Genomic DNA, 16,551 nt, shown 5'->3' on the forward strand with positions numbered 1-16,551 from the left:
TATGAAAGCGCAATGCCACTATCCCGGAGCGGCATTGCGGCGATAACCACAGATTATGAGACTTCGGCGATTTTCTCGTTCAGGCGTTCGATCAGCTCATCCGCAGCCTTGTCCGGAGTCAGCGTTTTGAAAGCGACCTTCTGCAGGACATCCTTCAGCACTTCACTGAGCTGCGAATTTTGCGAAATGACGTTATCCGGTGTCGCCGGATGGGATGAAGCCACCTCGACAGCGGTGGAAACGTCCGGATCGAGTTTTTTTGCCTCGACGATGGCCAGTCTGGACGATTCTACGGCAGGTACGGCGCGTGTATCGCCAAGCACCACCGCAGCCTCTTTATCGGTCAGCAGCCAGTTGACGAATTTGACGGCTTCTTCCGTATTTTTGGATTCCTTGTTCACACTCACGACTTGCGAAGGACGGACAAGGGAGGCCCCGGTCAAGGCGTCGTCAAAAACAGGAGGGCTGACCGATTGCGATTCAACCTCCTCAGGCAGCACTCCCGCATACTTGGTGATTTCACTGCTCCAGGCTTCAATTCCGAGAAATTCCTGGTTGATCCATTTCGGATTTTGCTCCAGCTTCGCATAGAACAGCTGGCTTTCGCCGTAAGGCTGGAACACGCCGGCATCGTATGCGTCAAGAAGCCATTGGAAGCCTTCAATCGCCTGCTCTCTGTTGAAGGAGAGCGTGTTGTCATCCTTGACCATCGGAGCGTTGGTGCGCTGTCTCAGAATCGATTGAAACATCATTTGCACGATACCGGAGTCTGCGTTCAGCAAATAATACTTTTTATCCTGCTCCCTGACTTTACGGGCCGCCTCAAGCAGGGAATCCCAGGTAAAGGGCTGGTCCAGCGAAATGCCGAACTTGTCGGCAAGCGTCTTGTTCATCAGAAGCGCGCGTCCGTTGATGCCCATCGGCAGTCCAATCGTCTGATCGTTAACGGTCACGAAGTCCTTCAGAAAAGCAGCGTCGAATTTGCTGAGGTCAATGGATTTCTCCTGACTGAAATCGACGAGAAGCTTGCCGCTTTTGTTCAGCTCGGCGAGCCATGGGGTATCGAGCTGCATGATATCCGGAGCCGTGCCTCCTGCCAGCTGCGTTTTGATTTTCTGCTCGTAGCCGTCAAACCCGCCATATTCGGCTTCGATCGTCACGTTGGGATTGGCTTCCTGGTACATCTTGATTGCAGCCAATGTCGCCTGATGTCTCGTTTCGTCTCCCCACCAGGAGAAGCGGAGCGCCACCTTCTTGCCGCTGTCGCCTGAACCTGCATTTTCTGTCCCGGATGAAGCATTGTTCCCTGTGTTTGCTGAGCTGCAGCCGGCGAATAGGACCGCAGCAGCGCTCAGCAGGATTGCCATGCGCGTCCAGCCTGCCCGTTTTTTCATTTTTGTTTCCCCCTGTTCATAGTTGTAAGCCTTTGCAAGTAATATAGTAACAAGGATCTGAAAGCGTTTAAATCCCTCAGGTTTGTCAAAAGGTTTCATCATTTAACCGTTATCATGCGCATTTTCCTCCAAAAAAAGACGCTTCTTTTGTCTTTTAGCCCCAATTGATGGGATTGGGTTGTCAGCGCTGTCATATCCCCTATAATAGAAAGTATTCGTTCGATCAAGACTGGAGGGGTCAAGCATATGTATAAGCTGTTGATCGTCGACGACGAAACCAAAATCCGCAATGGGCTCAGAACCTTCTTTCCCTGGCATGAAATCGGTTTTGACGTGGTGTCGGAAGCCGCGAACGGGCTTCAGGCTCTTGATTATGTGGACAAACATCATGTGGACGTCATTCTCACGGATATCGTCATGCCCCGCATGACAGGCATAGAGCTGGCGAAAGCGCTTTACGAACGCAGGCACGGGGCCAAAGTCGTCTTTCTCACAGGACATAAGGAATTCGAATATGCGCGAAAGGCACTTGAGTACGGCGTCAGGCAGTATCTGGTCAAACCGACGCAATACAAGGAGATTGCCGGACTTTTCGAGCTCATCCGTACCGATCTTGACGCAGAGACGGCGGAGGTTTCCGGTGCAGGTGCAGGAATTATCCCGTCCGATTCATCCGCAGATAAAGCCGATCCTGAGGATAAAGGCTACCACGAGAAGAAAATCGCAGCGATCGAGCAGTATGTCGCCGACCATTATGCCGACGCTTCTCTGGAGAGCATGTCAGAGGCGTTTCACATGAACAAGCACTATTTGAGCAAATACTTCAAGAAGTGGACCTCCGTCAATTTTTCCGATTATGTGCTTTCCATCAAAATGCGCAAGGCGGCCGAGCTGCTGCGGGATTACAACAACCGCTCCTACGAGGTTGCGCTGATCGTGGGGTACGATAATGCGAAGAATTTCTCCAGGGCGTTCAAGCAGTATTACGGCAAGAGCCCCCGTGAATACCGCGATCATCCGTTATGAAGACCAAATTCTTCTACAAGCATCTGATAACCTTCATGCTGCCGCTGCTGTTCGCCTTGATTCTGATGGGCGCGCTTACAGTAGGGGTAACCCAGACGTATATCAAATCGAATCTGAACAACAGCTCGCAGAACCTGCTCCGCCAGACCAAGGAGAATGTGGAGCTGATTCTTGGCGAATCGGATCCCATGAGTCTGGTGTACGGGAACAGCAGCAAGGTGCTTCAGGCAGTGGGCTCCATACTCCGCAATCGTTCGCTTAATCCGGAGGAGCTGATCGCCTTCGACATTATCGACAGCTTTATGAGCGCTCCGGCCGATGCAAGGCCGTACATTGATTCCTTCTATCTGTATTTGTCCAATGGGAATGGCCGGTTCCTGTCTTCCAAGGACGGACTATCCACATTCACGAATTTCTATGATACCGGGTGGTACAACAGCTATCTTCATAAAGCTTCCGATGTCTCGCAATGGATCGAGACACGAGAAGTAACCCCGTATTCGTTTGAGGACAATCCCAAACGGATCATCTCCATCTTTCGGCGCATCGACGCTCCGAACGGGGTGCTCGTCCTGAATATCAAACCGGACTATATCGAGCAGCAGATGAAAGCCTTGTCCACCATGAAGGAACAAAGCGTATTGGTCATGGACAGTGACAACCGCGTCGTGTTCAGTGATGGAACAGGCGATTATTTGGGAGACGCGGCGCTCCGAAGGACCATTGTTGATTCGGCACAGCCATCCCTGACGGTTGCGACCGATCGGGATTCCTATATGGTCTCCAAGCTGCATTCCGACCGTTACGGCTGGAACTATATCTCCATTGTACCGCAAAGCGCCTTGTACCAGGTGCCAGTCCTGATCATTAAATTGACGGTGGCGCTGCTCGTGCTCTCGGTCGTTATCGGGTTCACCTTCGCCTTAACCATGACGAGGCGCAACTATCGCCAGATATCGGGCATCATCCGCATTATACAGCTTGCCGAGAACGAGAGGCCGCTGCCTTCAACCGTCCCGCGTTATACGGATGAATACGGGCTTATCGTCCATAAAATCGTAAAAACCTTCCTGGAGCAAAGCTATCTGAAGGTGCAGCTCTCGGAGAGAAGGTACAAGCTTCAGGCTGCGCAGATGATTGCGCTGCAATCGCAGATTAATCCCCATTTTCTGTTTAACACGCTGGAGACCTTAAATTGGGAGACGATTGCGCTGACTGGAAGGCCGAACCAGGCCAATTCGATCATTGATCATTTATCCCAAATCCTGCGTTATTCGCTGACGGACCCGCAGGAGACGGTGACGATCGATACGGAGCTTGAGAATTTGAGCCATTATATAGAAATACAGAAATTCCGATATGAAGATAAATTTGACATTATGTGGGAAATCGATCCCGGCGTGGGGGATTTCCGTGTGATGAAGCTGCTGTTTCAGCCGTTGGTGGAGAACAGCATCTACCATGGGATCAAGGAGAAGGAAGCTTTCTGCAGGATCAAAATCAAGGTCAGGCGGGAAGTGAACCATCTGGAGATGGCCGTGATCGATAATGGCGTGGGGATGGATGAAGAGAAGCTGGCGATGCTCCGCGGACGGCTGGCTATGGACGAAGACGCGGTTTCCCGGATTGGGCTTACCAATACCAACAAGCGTATCGGCCTGGTTTACGGCGATGAATACGGGATTCGGATCAACAGCAAGAAGGGGCTTGGAACGGCAGTATATATTAAAGTGCCGATTCCCAACGCGAAGCTGCCTGAGGCTAATGGCAGATTATGAATAACGGGTCCAGTTCCAAGCCATGAGAAATGGCAGGAACTGGACCCGTTCACTTGCGAGGGCAGCACGGTCGTACGAGCGCGACCCGCCGGAACAATCAGAAGGTTCGATATACATATGGATCGTCTGGAGCCGAAATCGGCTCCCACCGGCTTACCGTCAGCACGGGAATCGTTTGTTTGAACGGCTGATAAAACTGCCAGGTAAGCTTGCCTCTGACATGAACCCAGTCATCGTTTTTTAATTCCGTGCCGTCGGGGAAATCGACCAGCATCCCGAACACGCCGGAATCTGCTGCACAATGTATGAAGCCGAAACGAAAGACGAAGAACTGATTCTCATTGACTTGTTCCCCTTGATAGGCAAAACCGTCGAAGGCGACAGTTTTTCCCAAAAAAGCGCCCGGGTAATTATAAATGGCTTCTATTCCTTTCAGGTATTCCTCGTCTCCCAGAATGACCTCGTCACGGTCAATAAACTCGGACAGCTCCGCATTCTTCACCTCTTTATATCCTTCGGCCCCATAGAAAACACTGGTATTCGGCCTTAGAAACTGATGCTCTCCAGGGCTGTTGACGGATGCTTCAATCTGGGGGAAAAAAAAGCCCTTGGCTTTGACAAAGCTTGAATCCAGGATCTGGACCGGCAGAAAAAAGCCCGTAATAACAGGGAAAAGCAGGATCAAATACGTCACGGTTCTTATTAGTTTGGAAGTGCCGCCATGGGAATGGCCATGATCGTGTCCATGCCCCTGTTCACCGCCGTATTCATGCGTATGATCATGCCCGATTCCGTGCCCATGGCCAGGTCCGCCAACCTGTTCATCCTTATGGCTGAGCTCAAGTGTCTGAGCGTCGTCTTTTCTTTTTTCGATCGCTTTTTCATGGCGGTAGAAACGGATGAATTCGAATAAACTGAGCACTGAAAGCAGAACGATTGCACTGACGGACAAGTAGGCATACTTCGTATTAATATACTTATTCAGATCCCCTTGCGTATGTATGTGAGAGAACATCAATACAAAACCAACCAAAACAAAGACCCGTATCATCCGCCCAAAGCCTCCCCATCTATTGTTTGCCGTACGTTTCTATTTTATCACAGGTACCGGCATAAATAGGTAAAGGGACACCGGCTGAATAAATCCAGCGGCATCCCTTTTATGTGAACAGCAATCAGATAAACATTTTGCTTGCTTCCAGCTGTTCGGCACTGGCTTCTTCCCCGGCTGCCTTCTTGGGCTTCTTAAGCATGATTCCCAAGATTACGCCGACAATTGCGATGTACACCAGCACTTTAAAGGTGCCGGAGAACGAATCGGTCCATGTCTCAATGGTCGGCTTGCCGTCCGCAGGCATAAATGTTTTCATGTTGCTGGTAAGAATCGTCATCAAACCGGCGACCGCGAACGAGTTCATCACCTGTTGAGCGGCATTGGTGAGCGACGTGACGCGGCCAACCAGATTTGGCGGCGACGCCTGGATCAAGTGCGTATTAAGCGGCATCAGGGAAAGTCCCATTCCGGCTCCCAGCAGGGCGAGCGGAAGAATTAAAGTCGATACCCCGTCAGCTGCGGAGAGCCGGGTCAGCATAAAGGTGGCGACAGTGACAAAAGCCATGCCTGCCATAACTAACGGCCGGGCTCCGATTTTATCGAACAAAGCGCCGCTGATCGGCATGAATATCGCAGCCGCCAACGCCTGCGGCAGCATGATCAGGCCAGTATCAAACGCGCTGTAGTTCTGGGCCTGCTGCAGGAACAGGGGAACGATGAACATGGAGCCGAACAGGGCGATTTGCGATATCCATTGAATGACGATTGCTTTGCTGAAATCCATGGATTTGAAAACCCTCAGCTCGAGGATCGGCTGCTTATGGCGAAGCTCGACAATGACAAACAACACCAGGGCGATAATGCCGATTGTAAGTCCCGTCACCGTTTTTGTGGAGGACCAGCCGTGAACGCCCTCGCTGACCCCGTAAGACAATCCGGCAAAAGCGATCGGAGCGAGCAGCATCCCCCAAATATCCAGTCCTTTCACCGCTTGACGTTCAATGCTCGGCAGAGAGCGGATACCTATAATCGTAGCCAGGATTCCAATCGGGATATTAATGATGAATATCCACTGCCATGTCGCGTAGTCGACCAGCCAACCGGCCAATAACGGACCAAGAGCAGGGGCCAGCAGGACAGGAATGCCCATGATCCCCATTACGGCGCCGACTTTGGCGGGAGGGGAGAGCTTATAGATGAACGCGAATGCGATCGGCATAACCATTCCGCCGCCTACCCCTTGAATAATGCGGTAAATGATTAATTGGGTAGGGTCTGTCGCAATCGCGCAGAGCAGGGAACCAAGGGTGAAGAAGCCAACCGAGAAAAGAAAAATCTGCTTTGCTCCAAACCGGTCCGACAGCCATCCGGCGAGCGGAATCACGGCTGCATTGGCAAGAACATAACCCGTTACCGTCCACTGCAGCGTATTAAGCGAGGAGTCAAAGGCCGTTGAAAGCTTGGGGAGCGCTACGTTCACGGCTGATCCATCGAGCACAACCATGAACAACCCCAGAATAATGGTAATGAGAGGCACTATGATTTCTTTGATCGTTTGCGGCTTGTCATTCGTAAAATCTTTTGCCGGTCCAGCTGACATATCCAACCTCCTGTAATTTAACAATAGATTATAAACAGTGTGTATCTTCAGCCGTTTGTACGACTCTCTTGACCCCGGTAGCCCTCGAGAGTACAATACGGCTATACAGCGGTACAAACCTGTTTATCAATATTCGGACATTTGTCCGTTTAATTGATTTCAATATACCGGACAAATGTCCACTTGTCAATTGATTTTGTCATGCACTTTTGGAAAAAGAGGTGTTGAATAAATGAAAGTCCGAAAAGAGCGCAAAGATGCGATCGAGCATCGGCGCATTATTTTACAGAAAGCGCAGCTGTTGTTCGCTGAATTTGGCGTTGATGGCGTTACCATGCACCAAATCGCAAAATCGGCCGGAATCGGCCAGGGGACTCTTTACCGCCGTTACGCCCATAAGGGCGAGATTTGCCAGGATCTGATGAAGGAAAGCAGCGAGGATGTATGCGAGGACATTCAGAATTATCTGGATAATAAGGATCTTCCACTGAGGGAACGTATCACCATGGCGCTGGAGATTGCTTTGAATTTCATCGAAAGCCATTCCGATTGGCTGGTTTCCATACAAGCCCCGACCTGTGAAGAACGGCAAACGCTGTATTATCAATCGGATTTATACATCAATATGCATAAAGCCTTTCATGATTTGATCCTTGAAACCGAACCAGCCAAAGAAACTGCTAAAGATGCCGTTTTTATTGCGGATATGATTCTGGCATCCCTGAATCCTGAATTATTTCTTTTTATGCGAAACGAACGCGGTTATACAAAAGAAGAGATCAAGCATAAGCTGATCAGCTTGTACATTGATCCCTTGTTTGGCTAAAAATGAATTGCAAACAGCCCGGAGCGACAAACAGGATCAAGCAGCCTTGTTTATCCTTCCGGGCTTTCTTTTTGGTTTTGGTTTTGGGCCTATGAACATATATTAAACTATATGTTGTTCAAATGGAGGAAGCCGCGTAAATGGGGATAATAATCTTAGTTGTAATCGGACTCTTGTCGGGCTTCTGGCTGTTCCGGAAAACTACGATTCCAGACGGACAGGGAGAGTTATCTACGTGCGGAAGGCTTTCCGTCATCATTCCGGCGCGGAATGAAGCAGCGAATTTGCCGCATCTTCTTGATTCACTTCGAAGTCAGACCTGCCTGCCGTACGAGATTATCGTCGTGGATGATTTCTCGCATGACCGCACGAGAGCAATAGCCGAAAGCTATGGGGTAAAGGTCATACGGAACTCCGAGCTGCCGGAGGGATGGACAGGCAAGAACTGGGCTGTCTGGAACGGTTATCAGCAAGCATCAGGCGATCTGATCGCGTTTCTTGACGCGGATATCCGGCTGGAGCCGAAAGCGCTGGAGTCCTTATTACATGCAAGGGAGCGGGCAGGGGGCGTTATTTCCGTAGTCCCTTACCACTATACCGTGAAATTTTATGAGAAGCTGGCGATGATTACAAATATTCTGGGCGTCTTTGCATTTATGTCGCCATTTGAGAATACAAACCCGAGGAAAGGTCTGTACGGCTCCTGCATCCTGACCGCAAGGGAGGATTATGAGAAGATTGGAGGCCATCAGAGCGTGAAGTCCGAGCTGCTGGACGATTTGAATCTGGGAGCCCGGTATGCACAGGCAGGAATTCCCGTCGTCAATTTTATCGGATCCGGCCTGGTTTCATTCCGGATGTATCCGGGGGGCATTCGGCATGAAATCGAGGGTTTTGCGAAGGGAGCCGCTCTAAGCACATCCGCCCTGAAGGCTGGAACGATCACGTTGACCGCCGTTTGGGTTGTCGGGCTGATCGTTTCGGAGGCAGCCTTGTTCATGTGGCACACATCATGGGGGCTTCCGCTGCTGATTGGCTACTTGCTGTACATGCTGCAAATCTTTTACTTCGTCAGACATGTCGGCCGCTTCGGCAAAGTAATGCCGTTGCTTCATGCCATATCCGGTTTTTTCTTTCTATTCGTTATGCTTTATTCGGTTTACAGGGTTGTCTTCCACGGCAAGGTCGCCTGGAAAGGCAGACACATCAAGGTGGGAAGGAGAATGGATGAATGACCCTATGGTGGACGGCCGTCGCTTTTATATCGGGATCTCTGATGTTCTCCTACTGGCTGGGCCTTGCAGCCCGCAAGAACCTGAAAGAAATTGGCGACGGAAATCCGGGAGCGCTGAACCTGTGGCAGTCTTCGGGCTATCGGCTCGGAGCCGCGGGCGTAGCGCTTGATTTCCTGAAAGGGTATCTGCCCATTGCCCTCCTGATGGGGAGTGCGGCTGTGCAGGGTTTCCGGATTGTTCCCATTGCCGCGGCTCCCATTCTGGGACATGCGTTCTCCCCCTTTCTTAAGGGCAGGGGAGGCAAGGCGATTGCGGTCACATTTGGCGTTTGGAGCGGCTTGACCGAATTCGAATTCTCCCTGGTTTATGCCATCATCCTGGCCGTACTGCTGATCATAGCCAGAACAATCAGCAAAGGAAGGCCGACATCCTCGGAGGCCGACAGCTTCCAGGTCGTATTCGGCATGCTGCTGGCTTTCCCCTATTTATATATAAGGGACTTTCCCGCTCCGGTGATGTGGTGCTGGCTGGGTAATTTCCTGCTGCTCGTCTATACGCACAGACGCGAGCTGAGCACGTTCCTCAGAAGGAGGAATGAACCGGGAGCCCGTTAGCAGGCAGTGGAAGGAAGCCTGAAATGCTCCCGATTTCACTCGTTAAAACGGTCTTTTGCGTGTATAATGACAAACAGGAAACACCAATATACCAGAAACGGAAGGTGCCCCTTTGGAACAATACGATACTTTATTACAAACCTTACTGCAGCAGGAAGCTGAGCTTGTGTTCTCCGCGTTCACGAATGATACCGCCTACAAGGTTGGGAGCAGGATTATCGAAAAGGCGATAAGGGAAAACAAATCCCTCATTGTCGATATTCGAAAAGACGGCGAGCTGTTATTCTACAGCAGGCTGGACGGCACCTCCTCGAATAATGACAGCTGGGTGTCATGGAAAAACAACGTCGTCCGCCATTTCGGCCACAGCTCGTATTATATGCATGTGTTTCTGAAATCGACCGGATCCACGGTGGAAGCCTCGGGCCTCGACCCGGATGTTTATAAGGCTGAAGGCGGCGCTTTCCCGCTTATTCTGAAGGATGAAGGCATTGTCGGCACCATCTCGGTATCGGGGCTGCCCGGTGACGAGGACCACGGGATGATTACATCTGTGATTAAGGAGTTTCTCCTGGAGACTGCGCAATAAAACTTGAAATGCGAAACCAGTCTGACACGTTAATGGTGTCAGGACTGGTTTTTTTAATACAAGAAAGGTTCTATTGACGCACGCCTATCGACGAACGCGTCGGCGGGAAGGATGAGCTCCGTTTGAAAATTTAGTAATTGCTTCCACCGGAAGTCTGAGGTAGGATGAAAAAGACTCGTTTTTTATGGAAGGGAGTGAGCGGCATGAAAAGCCGGGTTAATAGGATGACTGATATTATAAAGGTGAACCTTAACTGAATAATGCGGGCAGACCTGATTGAGTCTGCTCTCGTATAAGGACAGCGCTGCTGATGATACAGACCGCAGGCTTTGCCCTTGCGGTTTTTTTGCGCGCAAAATTTGCAAAACCCGGGAAAGACGATTTTGTTGGTAAAATGATGAGGAGCTGTGTATATTGCTGAAGTTGAAATATCTTTTCGATAATGTGAATGCAGCGGAAATGCTGTTGAAAAATTGGGAATTCGACCGCGAATCTACGGATATGTTCAAGTATTACCGGATATCTTCAAATGCCATTTATCCTTTCTCATGGGAAGGCAAGACCCGGCTCTTAAGATTTGCTCCAAAAACGGAGAAGGATAAAGGCAATATTCGGGCTGAGCTTGCGTTCATTGCTTACCTGAAGGCCAACAGCTATGGCGTTCTGGAGGCGGTTGCCTCCAGGAATGGAGAGGAGCTGGTAGAGGCAAACACTCCATGGGGTGTGTTTTATGCTTCCGTATTCAAGCGTGTAGCTGGCGTGCAGCTGAACAGGACCGATCTCAGAGACGATATTATTATCAGCCATGGCCAGGCATTGGGACAATTGCACCAGCTCTCCAGTCAATATGTGCCTGACGGGCATAAGAGATGGTCCTACCGCGATGTGCTCGATTGGATTGAGGAAATTCTATCGGATTTCCCACACGAGACAGCAGCTCTTGCGGAAACAAGGCTGCTGCGGAATTATTTTGCTATTATTCCCGTAACAGATCGGAATTATGGGCTTATTCATTATGATTTTGAATACGATAATGTATTTTATGACGAAGCGACGAAGTCCTGCAATGTCATCGATTTTGATGATGCGATGTACCATTGGTATGCGATGGATATTGAGCAGGCGCTTGATAGTCTGCGGGACTATAATCCGGTTGAAGGTTTTGAACATGCGAAAAAATGCTTCATGGACGGATACCGCACCAAATTCGATATCTCCCCGGATATGGAGTCCTTGATGCCGGCTTGCAGACGTTTTGCCAACTTATATGGATATGCGCGCATTCTAAGATCCGGTGCGGAGAAGTGGGAGAACGAGCCGGAATGGCTGATCCAGCTGAGAGAGAGATTGGCAGCGTCGATGAATAATGAATCGATTCACTTTGGATTGAAGATGTAAGGGAAGCACGTTTCGGTCGCATTTCGAAACAAGGGGCTGTTCAAAAAGTCATTTACATGGCTTTTTGGACAGCCCCATTTTAATCCGGATTATCAAATAAAAGCATTAACTTTCATTCCGGGGAAGCATATTCAATCAGGCTCTCATACCGCCGTCAACCCGCAGCACAACGCCGGTCACATAGGAAGCGTTATCGCTCAGCAGCCAAGCCGCAGCTTGCGCGATCTCATCCGGTTCGGCTGCGCGGCGAAGCGGAGTAATGTCGTTAAGACGATTGATGACATCGGGCTCCTGGGAGGCCCATCGGCGGATCATTTCCGTCATTGTGGTGCCTGGCGCAATAGCGTTTATCCGGATTCCCTCCGGACCATACTCGATAGCGGCCGATTCGGTCAGACTGTTTACCGCCCGTTTGGCGGCTCCATAGGCTGCCATTCTGGGATTTCCTCCAAAGCTTCCGACACTGCTGTTATTGACGATAGCCCCTTTGCCGGAAGTGGCGCGAATGGCTTTGATCTCGGCCACCATGGACAACCAGATGCCCTTATAGTTTGTATCGGTAACAAGATCGAAATCCTCTTCCTTCACATCGGCCATAAGTGACCGGCCGATTGAGATTCCGGCATTGTTAAAAGCGATATCAAGGCGGTCATGGCGTTCTACAGTCGTCTGTACCGCCCGCTCAATGCTCTGTGCATCCGCCAAATCGGCCACGACATAGTCGGCGTTCCCGCCTGCTGCCGTAATCTCATCCACGACTTCCCGCAGCTGGGACTCTGTCCTTGCCACAAGCGTCACAGTCGCGCCTTCTTGAGCAAACAGCCTGGCTGCGGCTGCTCCGATTCCCCGGCCTGCGCCGGTTACCAGCGCAATCTTGCCTGCCAGCAAAGGTTTCGCGGTACGAATATCGTTTGAATGAACTGTTGACATGTGTATTCTCCTTTTGTTTCGTATTTTTGCGCCGGGCCACATGTTTATGATTTCTCGTGATCCGGGCTGCTGCCCTCACGCAAGAATGGCGAACATGTAAGGGCGTCAATCACCGCATCGCGAACAAGTGCCGACAGGAGCTCGGCGTCCTGCTGCTGCTTGTCGCTGCAAATCAGTATTGTCGTCCCGTACAAGCTGGCCCAGAGCGCGCGAACGGCAATATCTGCATGAAGCGAGGGCTGCAGCTGGCCCATTTGCTCGAGCCGTTCCATTGCTCTGCGCAGCAGGGCAAATGATTTCTCCGCCGCTGAGGGAAGATTTTCTCTATTCGCTGAAGGGAACATCAGCTTATACAGGACGGGGTTGCTGCGGCTGAAGTCGACATGCAAATCCCAGCCTCTGCGCAGGTCCTCGACCAGATTGCCGGTAGAGTTTTTGTTCAGTTTCTCAGCCAAATAACGGTCGAACGCGTCAGCAACTGTCGCATCGATAAGGCCCTGCTTATCGCCGAAATGATGGTACAGGGTAGGCGCTGTAACCCCGGCAGCCTCGCAAACCGCTCTCATCGACAGCTCCGGTCCGGACTCCTTCAGTAATGCTGCGCTTACCCGGATTAATTTTTGCCTTGTATCCATAGCGCCTCCTCTAATTAAGCGATCATTGAACACGCACTATAACGTCGTTATAGTGCTGGAAAGGAGTATAACACTGTTATAGTGAGAACGCAAGCAGGCTATTACGGTCTGGATCCTGTACGGGTACAGCAAAGAGGCTCCCCGGACAAGAAATGTCCGTGAGGGAGCCTCTTTGTATATCCGCCCGATACGCCGCACATTGAACGCAGCGGTGAATCGTCAGTAAGAAATTACTGCTGCCGTTTCGTAAAAATCTGAAAGGTGATGCCGAACTTGTCCGTTACCATCCCGTATGCAGGGCTAAAATAGATCTCCTGCAGCGGCATGATCACATGACCTTCCTGCTGCAGGGAATCGTAAACCTGTTTTGCCTGATCCTTGTCTTCCGTTGTCAAACAAATGGTAATCTGATTTCCGCCTCCAGGCGTCAGGCCAGGGAGAAGATCAGCGACATAAAAGTCCGTTTCTCCAACCTTCAGGACTGAATGGGCGATGCGTTTCTTTTCGTCCTCCGAATACGGAGAATCAGGGTTATCCGGTCCTTCGCCAACTGTTTGCTTGAACAGGACTTTGGCATTCAACGTTTGTGCATAATATTGAATGGCTTCCTCAGCATTTCCGTCCATCATCAAATAAGGCATTAGTGCCATTGTCATGATTAAACAGCTCCTTAAAGTTATTGGTTCATTTATTCAATACGGTGCTGCTTGCTAGCTCAACTGAACCTATTTTCATTGTAGCCGTTAATAGTGACAGGGCTTGTCATCAATATAAAATATTCGCAAGAACATGATGCCCAAGTCCAAAGAAAATTATCGCGGTGTTGACATTCAGCAGCCGATCGTATATTTTCAATGTAGACCGATCTTCATAATTGGAGGAAGAATGAATCCATGGATAAATCCGCACGCGAACGTTTTATCGAAGCGACAACGCGTTTGATTGAAATGCACGGCTATCACGGCACAGGGCTGAATCAAATTATTAAGGAAGGCGGCGCCCCAAGGGGATCCCTGTATCATCATTTTCCTAATGGCAAAGAAGAGCTTGTATCCGAAGCCATCGATAAGCTTGGGCAGGGAGTTGCCGAACAAACGCGAAGAATCCTCGATAACGCCGACTCACTCACTGAGGGTGTTTATGCCATCTTTCTTTTTCTGGCCAAAAAGTTTGACGATTCCGATTGTGTGATTGCCGGGTCCATTGCATCCGTAGCGTTGGAAACCTCCCATATCAGCGAAAAATTACGGGAAACGTGCAAAAGGACTTATGATTCATGGAAATCTGCATATGAGGATATGCTGCTGGAACATGGATTTTCCGCATCCCGCGCAGCGCAAATCTCTACGTTTATTACAGCCTCGATCGACGGAGCGATCATATTATGCCGCATAAACCGAAGCTCGGAGCCGCTTATGCAGATTGCGCGGGAAATAAGAATACTTCTCGAACATACACGGGACGTGGAGTAAACATAAAGCTTGTGAAAAGATGATTGCAGATGCATTCATTTTTGCAATAATTATGTAGATCGGTCTATTTAAAAAAGAAACTACAATCGATAGGAGATGAACGCAATGAATATGGGATTAAAGGACAAAACAGTGGTGGTGACAGGAGGTTCCAAAGGAATCGGCAAGGCAGCAGCGAAGCAGTTTGCAGCGGAACAGGCCCATGTTATCATCACATACGCTCATGATCATAAAGCAGCGTCGCAGACAGTTGAAGAAATACGGGAGCAGGGACTTTCCTGCCAGGCTGTAATTTTAAAGCTGGATAACAGCGAAAGCATCCAGAAGGCGATAGAAGGTGTGGGAGAAGAGTTTGGCGGAATCGATGTATTGGTCAATAACGCGGTTTTCTGGGGAGGAGCGGCACCGAAGTTTCAACCGTTTGAGCATACGGTGACAGATAGCTGGTTCTCGGAAATCGAACAGAATCTGAAAGGAACCTACCTCGTGACTAAAGCGGTTCTCTCTTATATGAGAAACAGGGGATGGGGCAGACTTGTCCATGTCTCGTCAAATCTAGCCGAGGATGGCATGGCGGGCGGAACCGCGTATACAGCCAGTAAATCCGCACTGCTTGGCTTCAGCAAATCATTATCGCTTGAGCTTGCGGAGGAGGGGATTTATTCGAATGTGGTGATGCCGGGTTTTACTTTAACGGAAACGAATTCTTCGGTTTTTCCTGAGGAGGTTTTGAACAAACATGCGCAGACCATTCCTGCCAAACGCTTGGGCACGCCGGAGGATGCCGCTAATCTCATTGTTTACCTCGGCTCAAAAGCCAACAGCTACGCAACCGGAGAAGCAATACGCGTAACCGGAGGGCGATGAGCAAGCAATAGTCATTCTTGTTCCAGGCTGACTATTAAGAATGTAAAGTACTGCTGTAAGAGGCCCGTTCGGGCCAAATGTCCCTGGTTTTATTTACCTTTGGATGAATGGGCTGCTGTTGCATGAAGGATCATTTTTGTCAAATTTTCATTATTCCATATCGATCTGGCAAGCTAAATACAAAATTTGCATGTTCAGGCTGGACGCCAGCGGGTATCCTCTGCTAAGATTAAATTATATTATAGAATCGAGTTTTATAATATAGTACACAAGCAAAGGCTGATCATTGTGCCCATCATTCAGGCTCTGGACCGTGCATTGAAAATTATCGATTTGTTTGACGATCAGAACAAGGAATTGAAAATCACCGAAATCAGCGAACTGATCAACCTGCACAAAAGTACCGTTCATTCTCTGCTCAAGACCTTGAAGCTGCATGATTATATCGACCAGGATGAGGAATCGGGCAAATACCGGCTGGGTATGAGGCTTGTAGAGAAGGGGCAGCTGGTGCTGCAGGGTCTGGATATTCGCGGAACGGCAAGGCCGCATCTGATCAGACTGTCGGAGCTGACGGGGCAAACCGCCCATCTGGTCGTGCTGGACAGAGCGGAAGGGGTTTATATCGACAAGGTGGAAGGCGAGAAAGCGGTGATTCGTTATTCCCGGATCGGACGCAGGGTTCCGCTTCACAGCAGCGCAGTCGGCAAAGTTCTTGCGGCCTTCCAGCCGCCGGGCATGCTGGCCAAACTGATGAAGGGATATGCCTTCAACCGGCATACGCCTCTCACGATCGTGGATGAGGAAGCCTTCATGGCGGAAATCGCCAAGGTGAAGGAGGAAGGGATCGGGTACGACCGCGAAGAGAACGAGCCGGGCGTACGCTGCGCCGCAGTTCCGGTATTCGACCACAGCGGCCACGCCGTTGCTTCTGTAAGCATCTCCACGCTTGTATCTCATGTTGATGAGGCGAAGCTGTCGGAATTCGTCACCCTTTTGCTGGAAGAAGCCAGGCAGATCTCGGTTCAGCTGGGTTACCGCTCCTGGACATCCCATGTGTAGGAGCATCTTGCGGGGTTGGAAGAGATTCATGATAGCCGGAATCTTTTCTGAAAACGCTTCATATGATTCTT

At 50.1% G+C, this 16,551-nt stretch carries 16 protein-coding genes; 10 read left to right on the forward strand and 6 right to left on the reverse strand.

The annotated features are described in order from the left end of the window. Positions 1-53: 53 nt before the first annotated feature. On the reverse strand, positions 54-1,394 hold the full coding sequence (locus AC0YNV_RS04670; protein WP_475766247.1) for an ABC transporter substrate-binding protein: 1,341 nt from the start codon (positions 1,392-1,394) through the stop codon (positions 54-56). A gap of 246 nt (positions 1,395-1,640) precedes the next feature. Between AC0YNV_RS04670 and AC0YNV_RS04675 the strand changes: the two genes are divergently transcribed. Together AC0YNV_RS04675 and AC0YNV_RS04680 are read left to right on the forward strand one after the other, a co-directional pair. After that, on the forward strand, positions 1,641-2,420 hold the full coding sequence (locus AC0YNV_RS04675; RefSeq protein ID WP_475766249.1) for a response regulator transcription factor: 780 nt from the start codon (positions 1,641-1,643) through the stop codon (positions 2,418-2,420). Further along, positions 2,417-4,198: a sensor histidine kinase gene (locus tag AC0YNV_RS04680; protein WP_475766251.1), complete on the forward strand. Its 1,782-nt coding sequence runs from the start codon at positions 2,417-2,419 to the stop codon at positions 4,196-4,198. Before AC0YNV_RS04675 ends, AC0YNV_RS04680 begins: the two co-directional genes overlap by 4 nt. Before the next feature lie 97 nt (positions 4,199-4,295). On the opposite strand, the gene AC0YNV_RS04685 is transcribed toward AC0YNV_RS04680, so the two are convergent. Beyond that, positions 4,296-5,249 carry a TIGR03943 family putative permease subunit gene (locus AC0YNV_RS04685; RefSeq protein ID WP_475766252.1) on the reverse strand — a complete coding sequence of 318 codons (954 nt, stop codon included), beginning with the start codon at positions 5,247-5,249 and terminating at the stop codon, positions 4,296-4,298. Positions 5,250-5,373: 124 nt separating this feature from the next. Beyond that, positions 5,374-6,852: an MDR family MFS transporter gene (locus AC0YNV_RS04690; RefSeq protein WP_475766253.1), complete on the reverse strand. Its 1,479-nt coding sequence runs from the start codon at positions 6,850-6,852 to the stop codon at positions 5,374-5,376. 232 nt (positions 6,853-7,084) lie between these two features. Here AC0YNV_RS04690 and AC0YNV_RS04695 point away from each other — a divergent pair, with 232 nt between their 5' ends. From AC0YNV_RS04695 to AC0YNV_RS04715, 5 genes are all read left to right on the forward strand, one after another. Next, entirely contained in the window at positions 7,085-7,678 is a 594-nt protein-coding gene (locus tag AC0YNV_RS04695) for a TetR/AcrR family transcriptional regulator (protein WP_475766255.1), read from the forward strand. Between the two features lie 140 nt (positions 7,679-7,818). Next, entirely contained in the window at positions 7,819-8,913 is a 1,095-nt protein-coding gene (locus AC0YNV_RS04700; RefSeq protein ID WP_475766257.1) for a glycosyltransferase, read from the forward strand. Continuing rightward, positions 8,910-9,527: a glycerol-3-phosphate acyltransferase gene (locus tag AC0YNV_RS04705; RefSeq protein ID WP_475766258.1), complete on the forward strand. Its 618-nt coding sequence runs from the start codon at positions 8,910-8,912 to the stop codon at positions 9,525-9,527. The genes AC0YNV_RS04700 and AC0YNV_RS04705 overlap by 4 nt, the downstream gene beginning before the upstream one ends. 112 nt (positions 9,528-9,639) lie before the next feature. Beyond that, positions 9,640-10,116, forward strand: a complete 477-nt coding sequence (locus AC0YNV_RS04710) for a heme-degrading domain-containing protein (protein WP_210043852.1) — start codon at positions 9,640-9,642, stop codon at positions 10,114-10,116. Between the two features lie 414 nt (positions 10,117-10,530). Then, positions 10,531-11,514 carry a phosphotransferase enzyme family protein gene (locus AC0YNV_RS04715; protein WP_475766260.1) on the forward strand — a complete coding sequence of 328 codons (984 nt, stop codon included), beginning with the start codon at positions 10,531-10,533 and terminating at the stop codon, positions 11,512-11,514. 135 nt (positions 11,515-11,649) lie between these two features. On the opposite strand, the gene AC0YNV_RS04720 is transcribed toward AC0YNV_RS04715, so the two are convergent. The 3 genes from AC0YNV_RS04720 to AC0YNV_RS04730 form a co-directional block, all read right to left on the reverse strand. Beyond that, the gene (locus AC0YNV_RS04720) at positions 11,650-12,444 is read right to left on the reverse strand and encodes an SDR family NAD(P)-dependent oxidoreductase (RefSeq protein ID WP_475766262.1); all 795 of its coding nucleotides are present in this window, start codon (positions 12,442-12,444) and stop codon (positions 11,650-11,652) included. A gap of 44 nt (positions 12,445-12,488) precedes the next feature. Next, entirely contained in the window at positions 12,489-13,079 is a 591-nt protein-coding gene (locus tag AC0YNV_RS04725; protein ID WP_475766264.1) for a TetR/AcrR family transcriptional regulator, read from the reverse strand. A 230-nt stretch (positions 13,080-13,309) separates the two neighbouring features. Beyond that, positions 13,310-13,735, reverse strand: coding sequence for a VOC family protein (locus AC0YNV_RS04730; RefSeq protein ID WP_475766265.1), 426 nt, complete (start codon positions 13,733-13,735; stop codon positions 13,310-13,312). Between the two features lie 237 nt (positions 13,736-13,972). On the opposite strand from AC0YNV_RS04730, the gene AC0YNV_RS04735 reads away from it, so the two are divergent. From AC0YNV_RS04735 to AC0YNV_RS04745, 3 genes are all read left to right on the forward strand, one after another. Next, complete coding sequence (locus tag AC0YNV_RS04735) at positions 13,973-14,551, forward strand: TetR/AcrR family transcriptional regulator (protein WP_475766267.1); 579 nt, start codon at positions 13,973-13,975, stop codon at positions 14,549-14,551. Between the two features lie 105 nt (positions 14,552-14,656). Next, a complete protein-coding gene (locus tag AC0YNV_RS04740; protein WP_475766268.1) occupies positions 14,657-15,418 on the forward strand; it encodes an SDR family NAD(P)-dependent oxidoreductase in 762 nt (253 codons plus the stop codon). A 288-nt stretch (positions 15,419-15,706) separates the two neighbouring features. Beyond that, positions 15,707-16,480, forward strand: coding sequence for an IclR family transcriptional regulator (locus AC0YNV_RS04745; RefSeq protein WP_475766270.1), 774 nt, complete (start codon positions 15,707-15,709; stop codon positions 16,478-16,480). The last annotated feature ends 71 nt before the right edge of the window (positions 16,481-16,551 follow it).

The organism is Paenibacillus sp. JT31N11, from assembly GCF_056269285.1.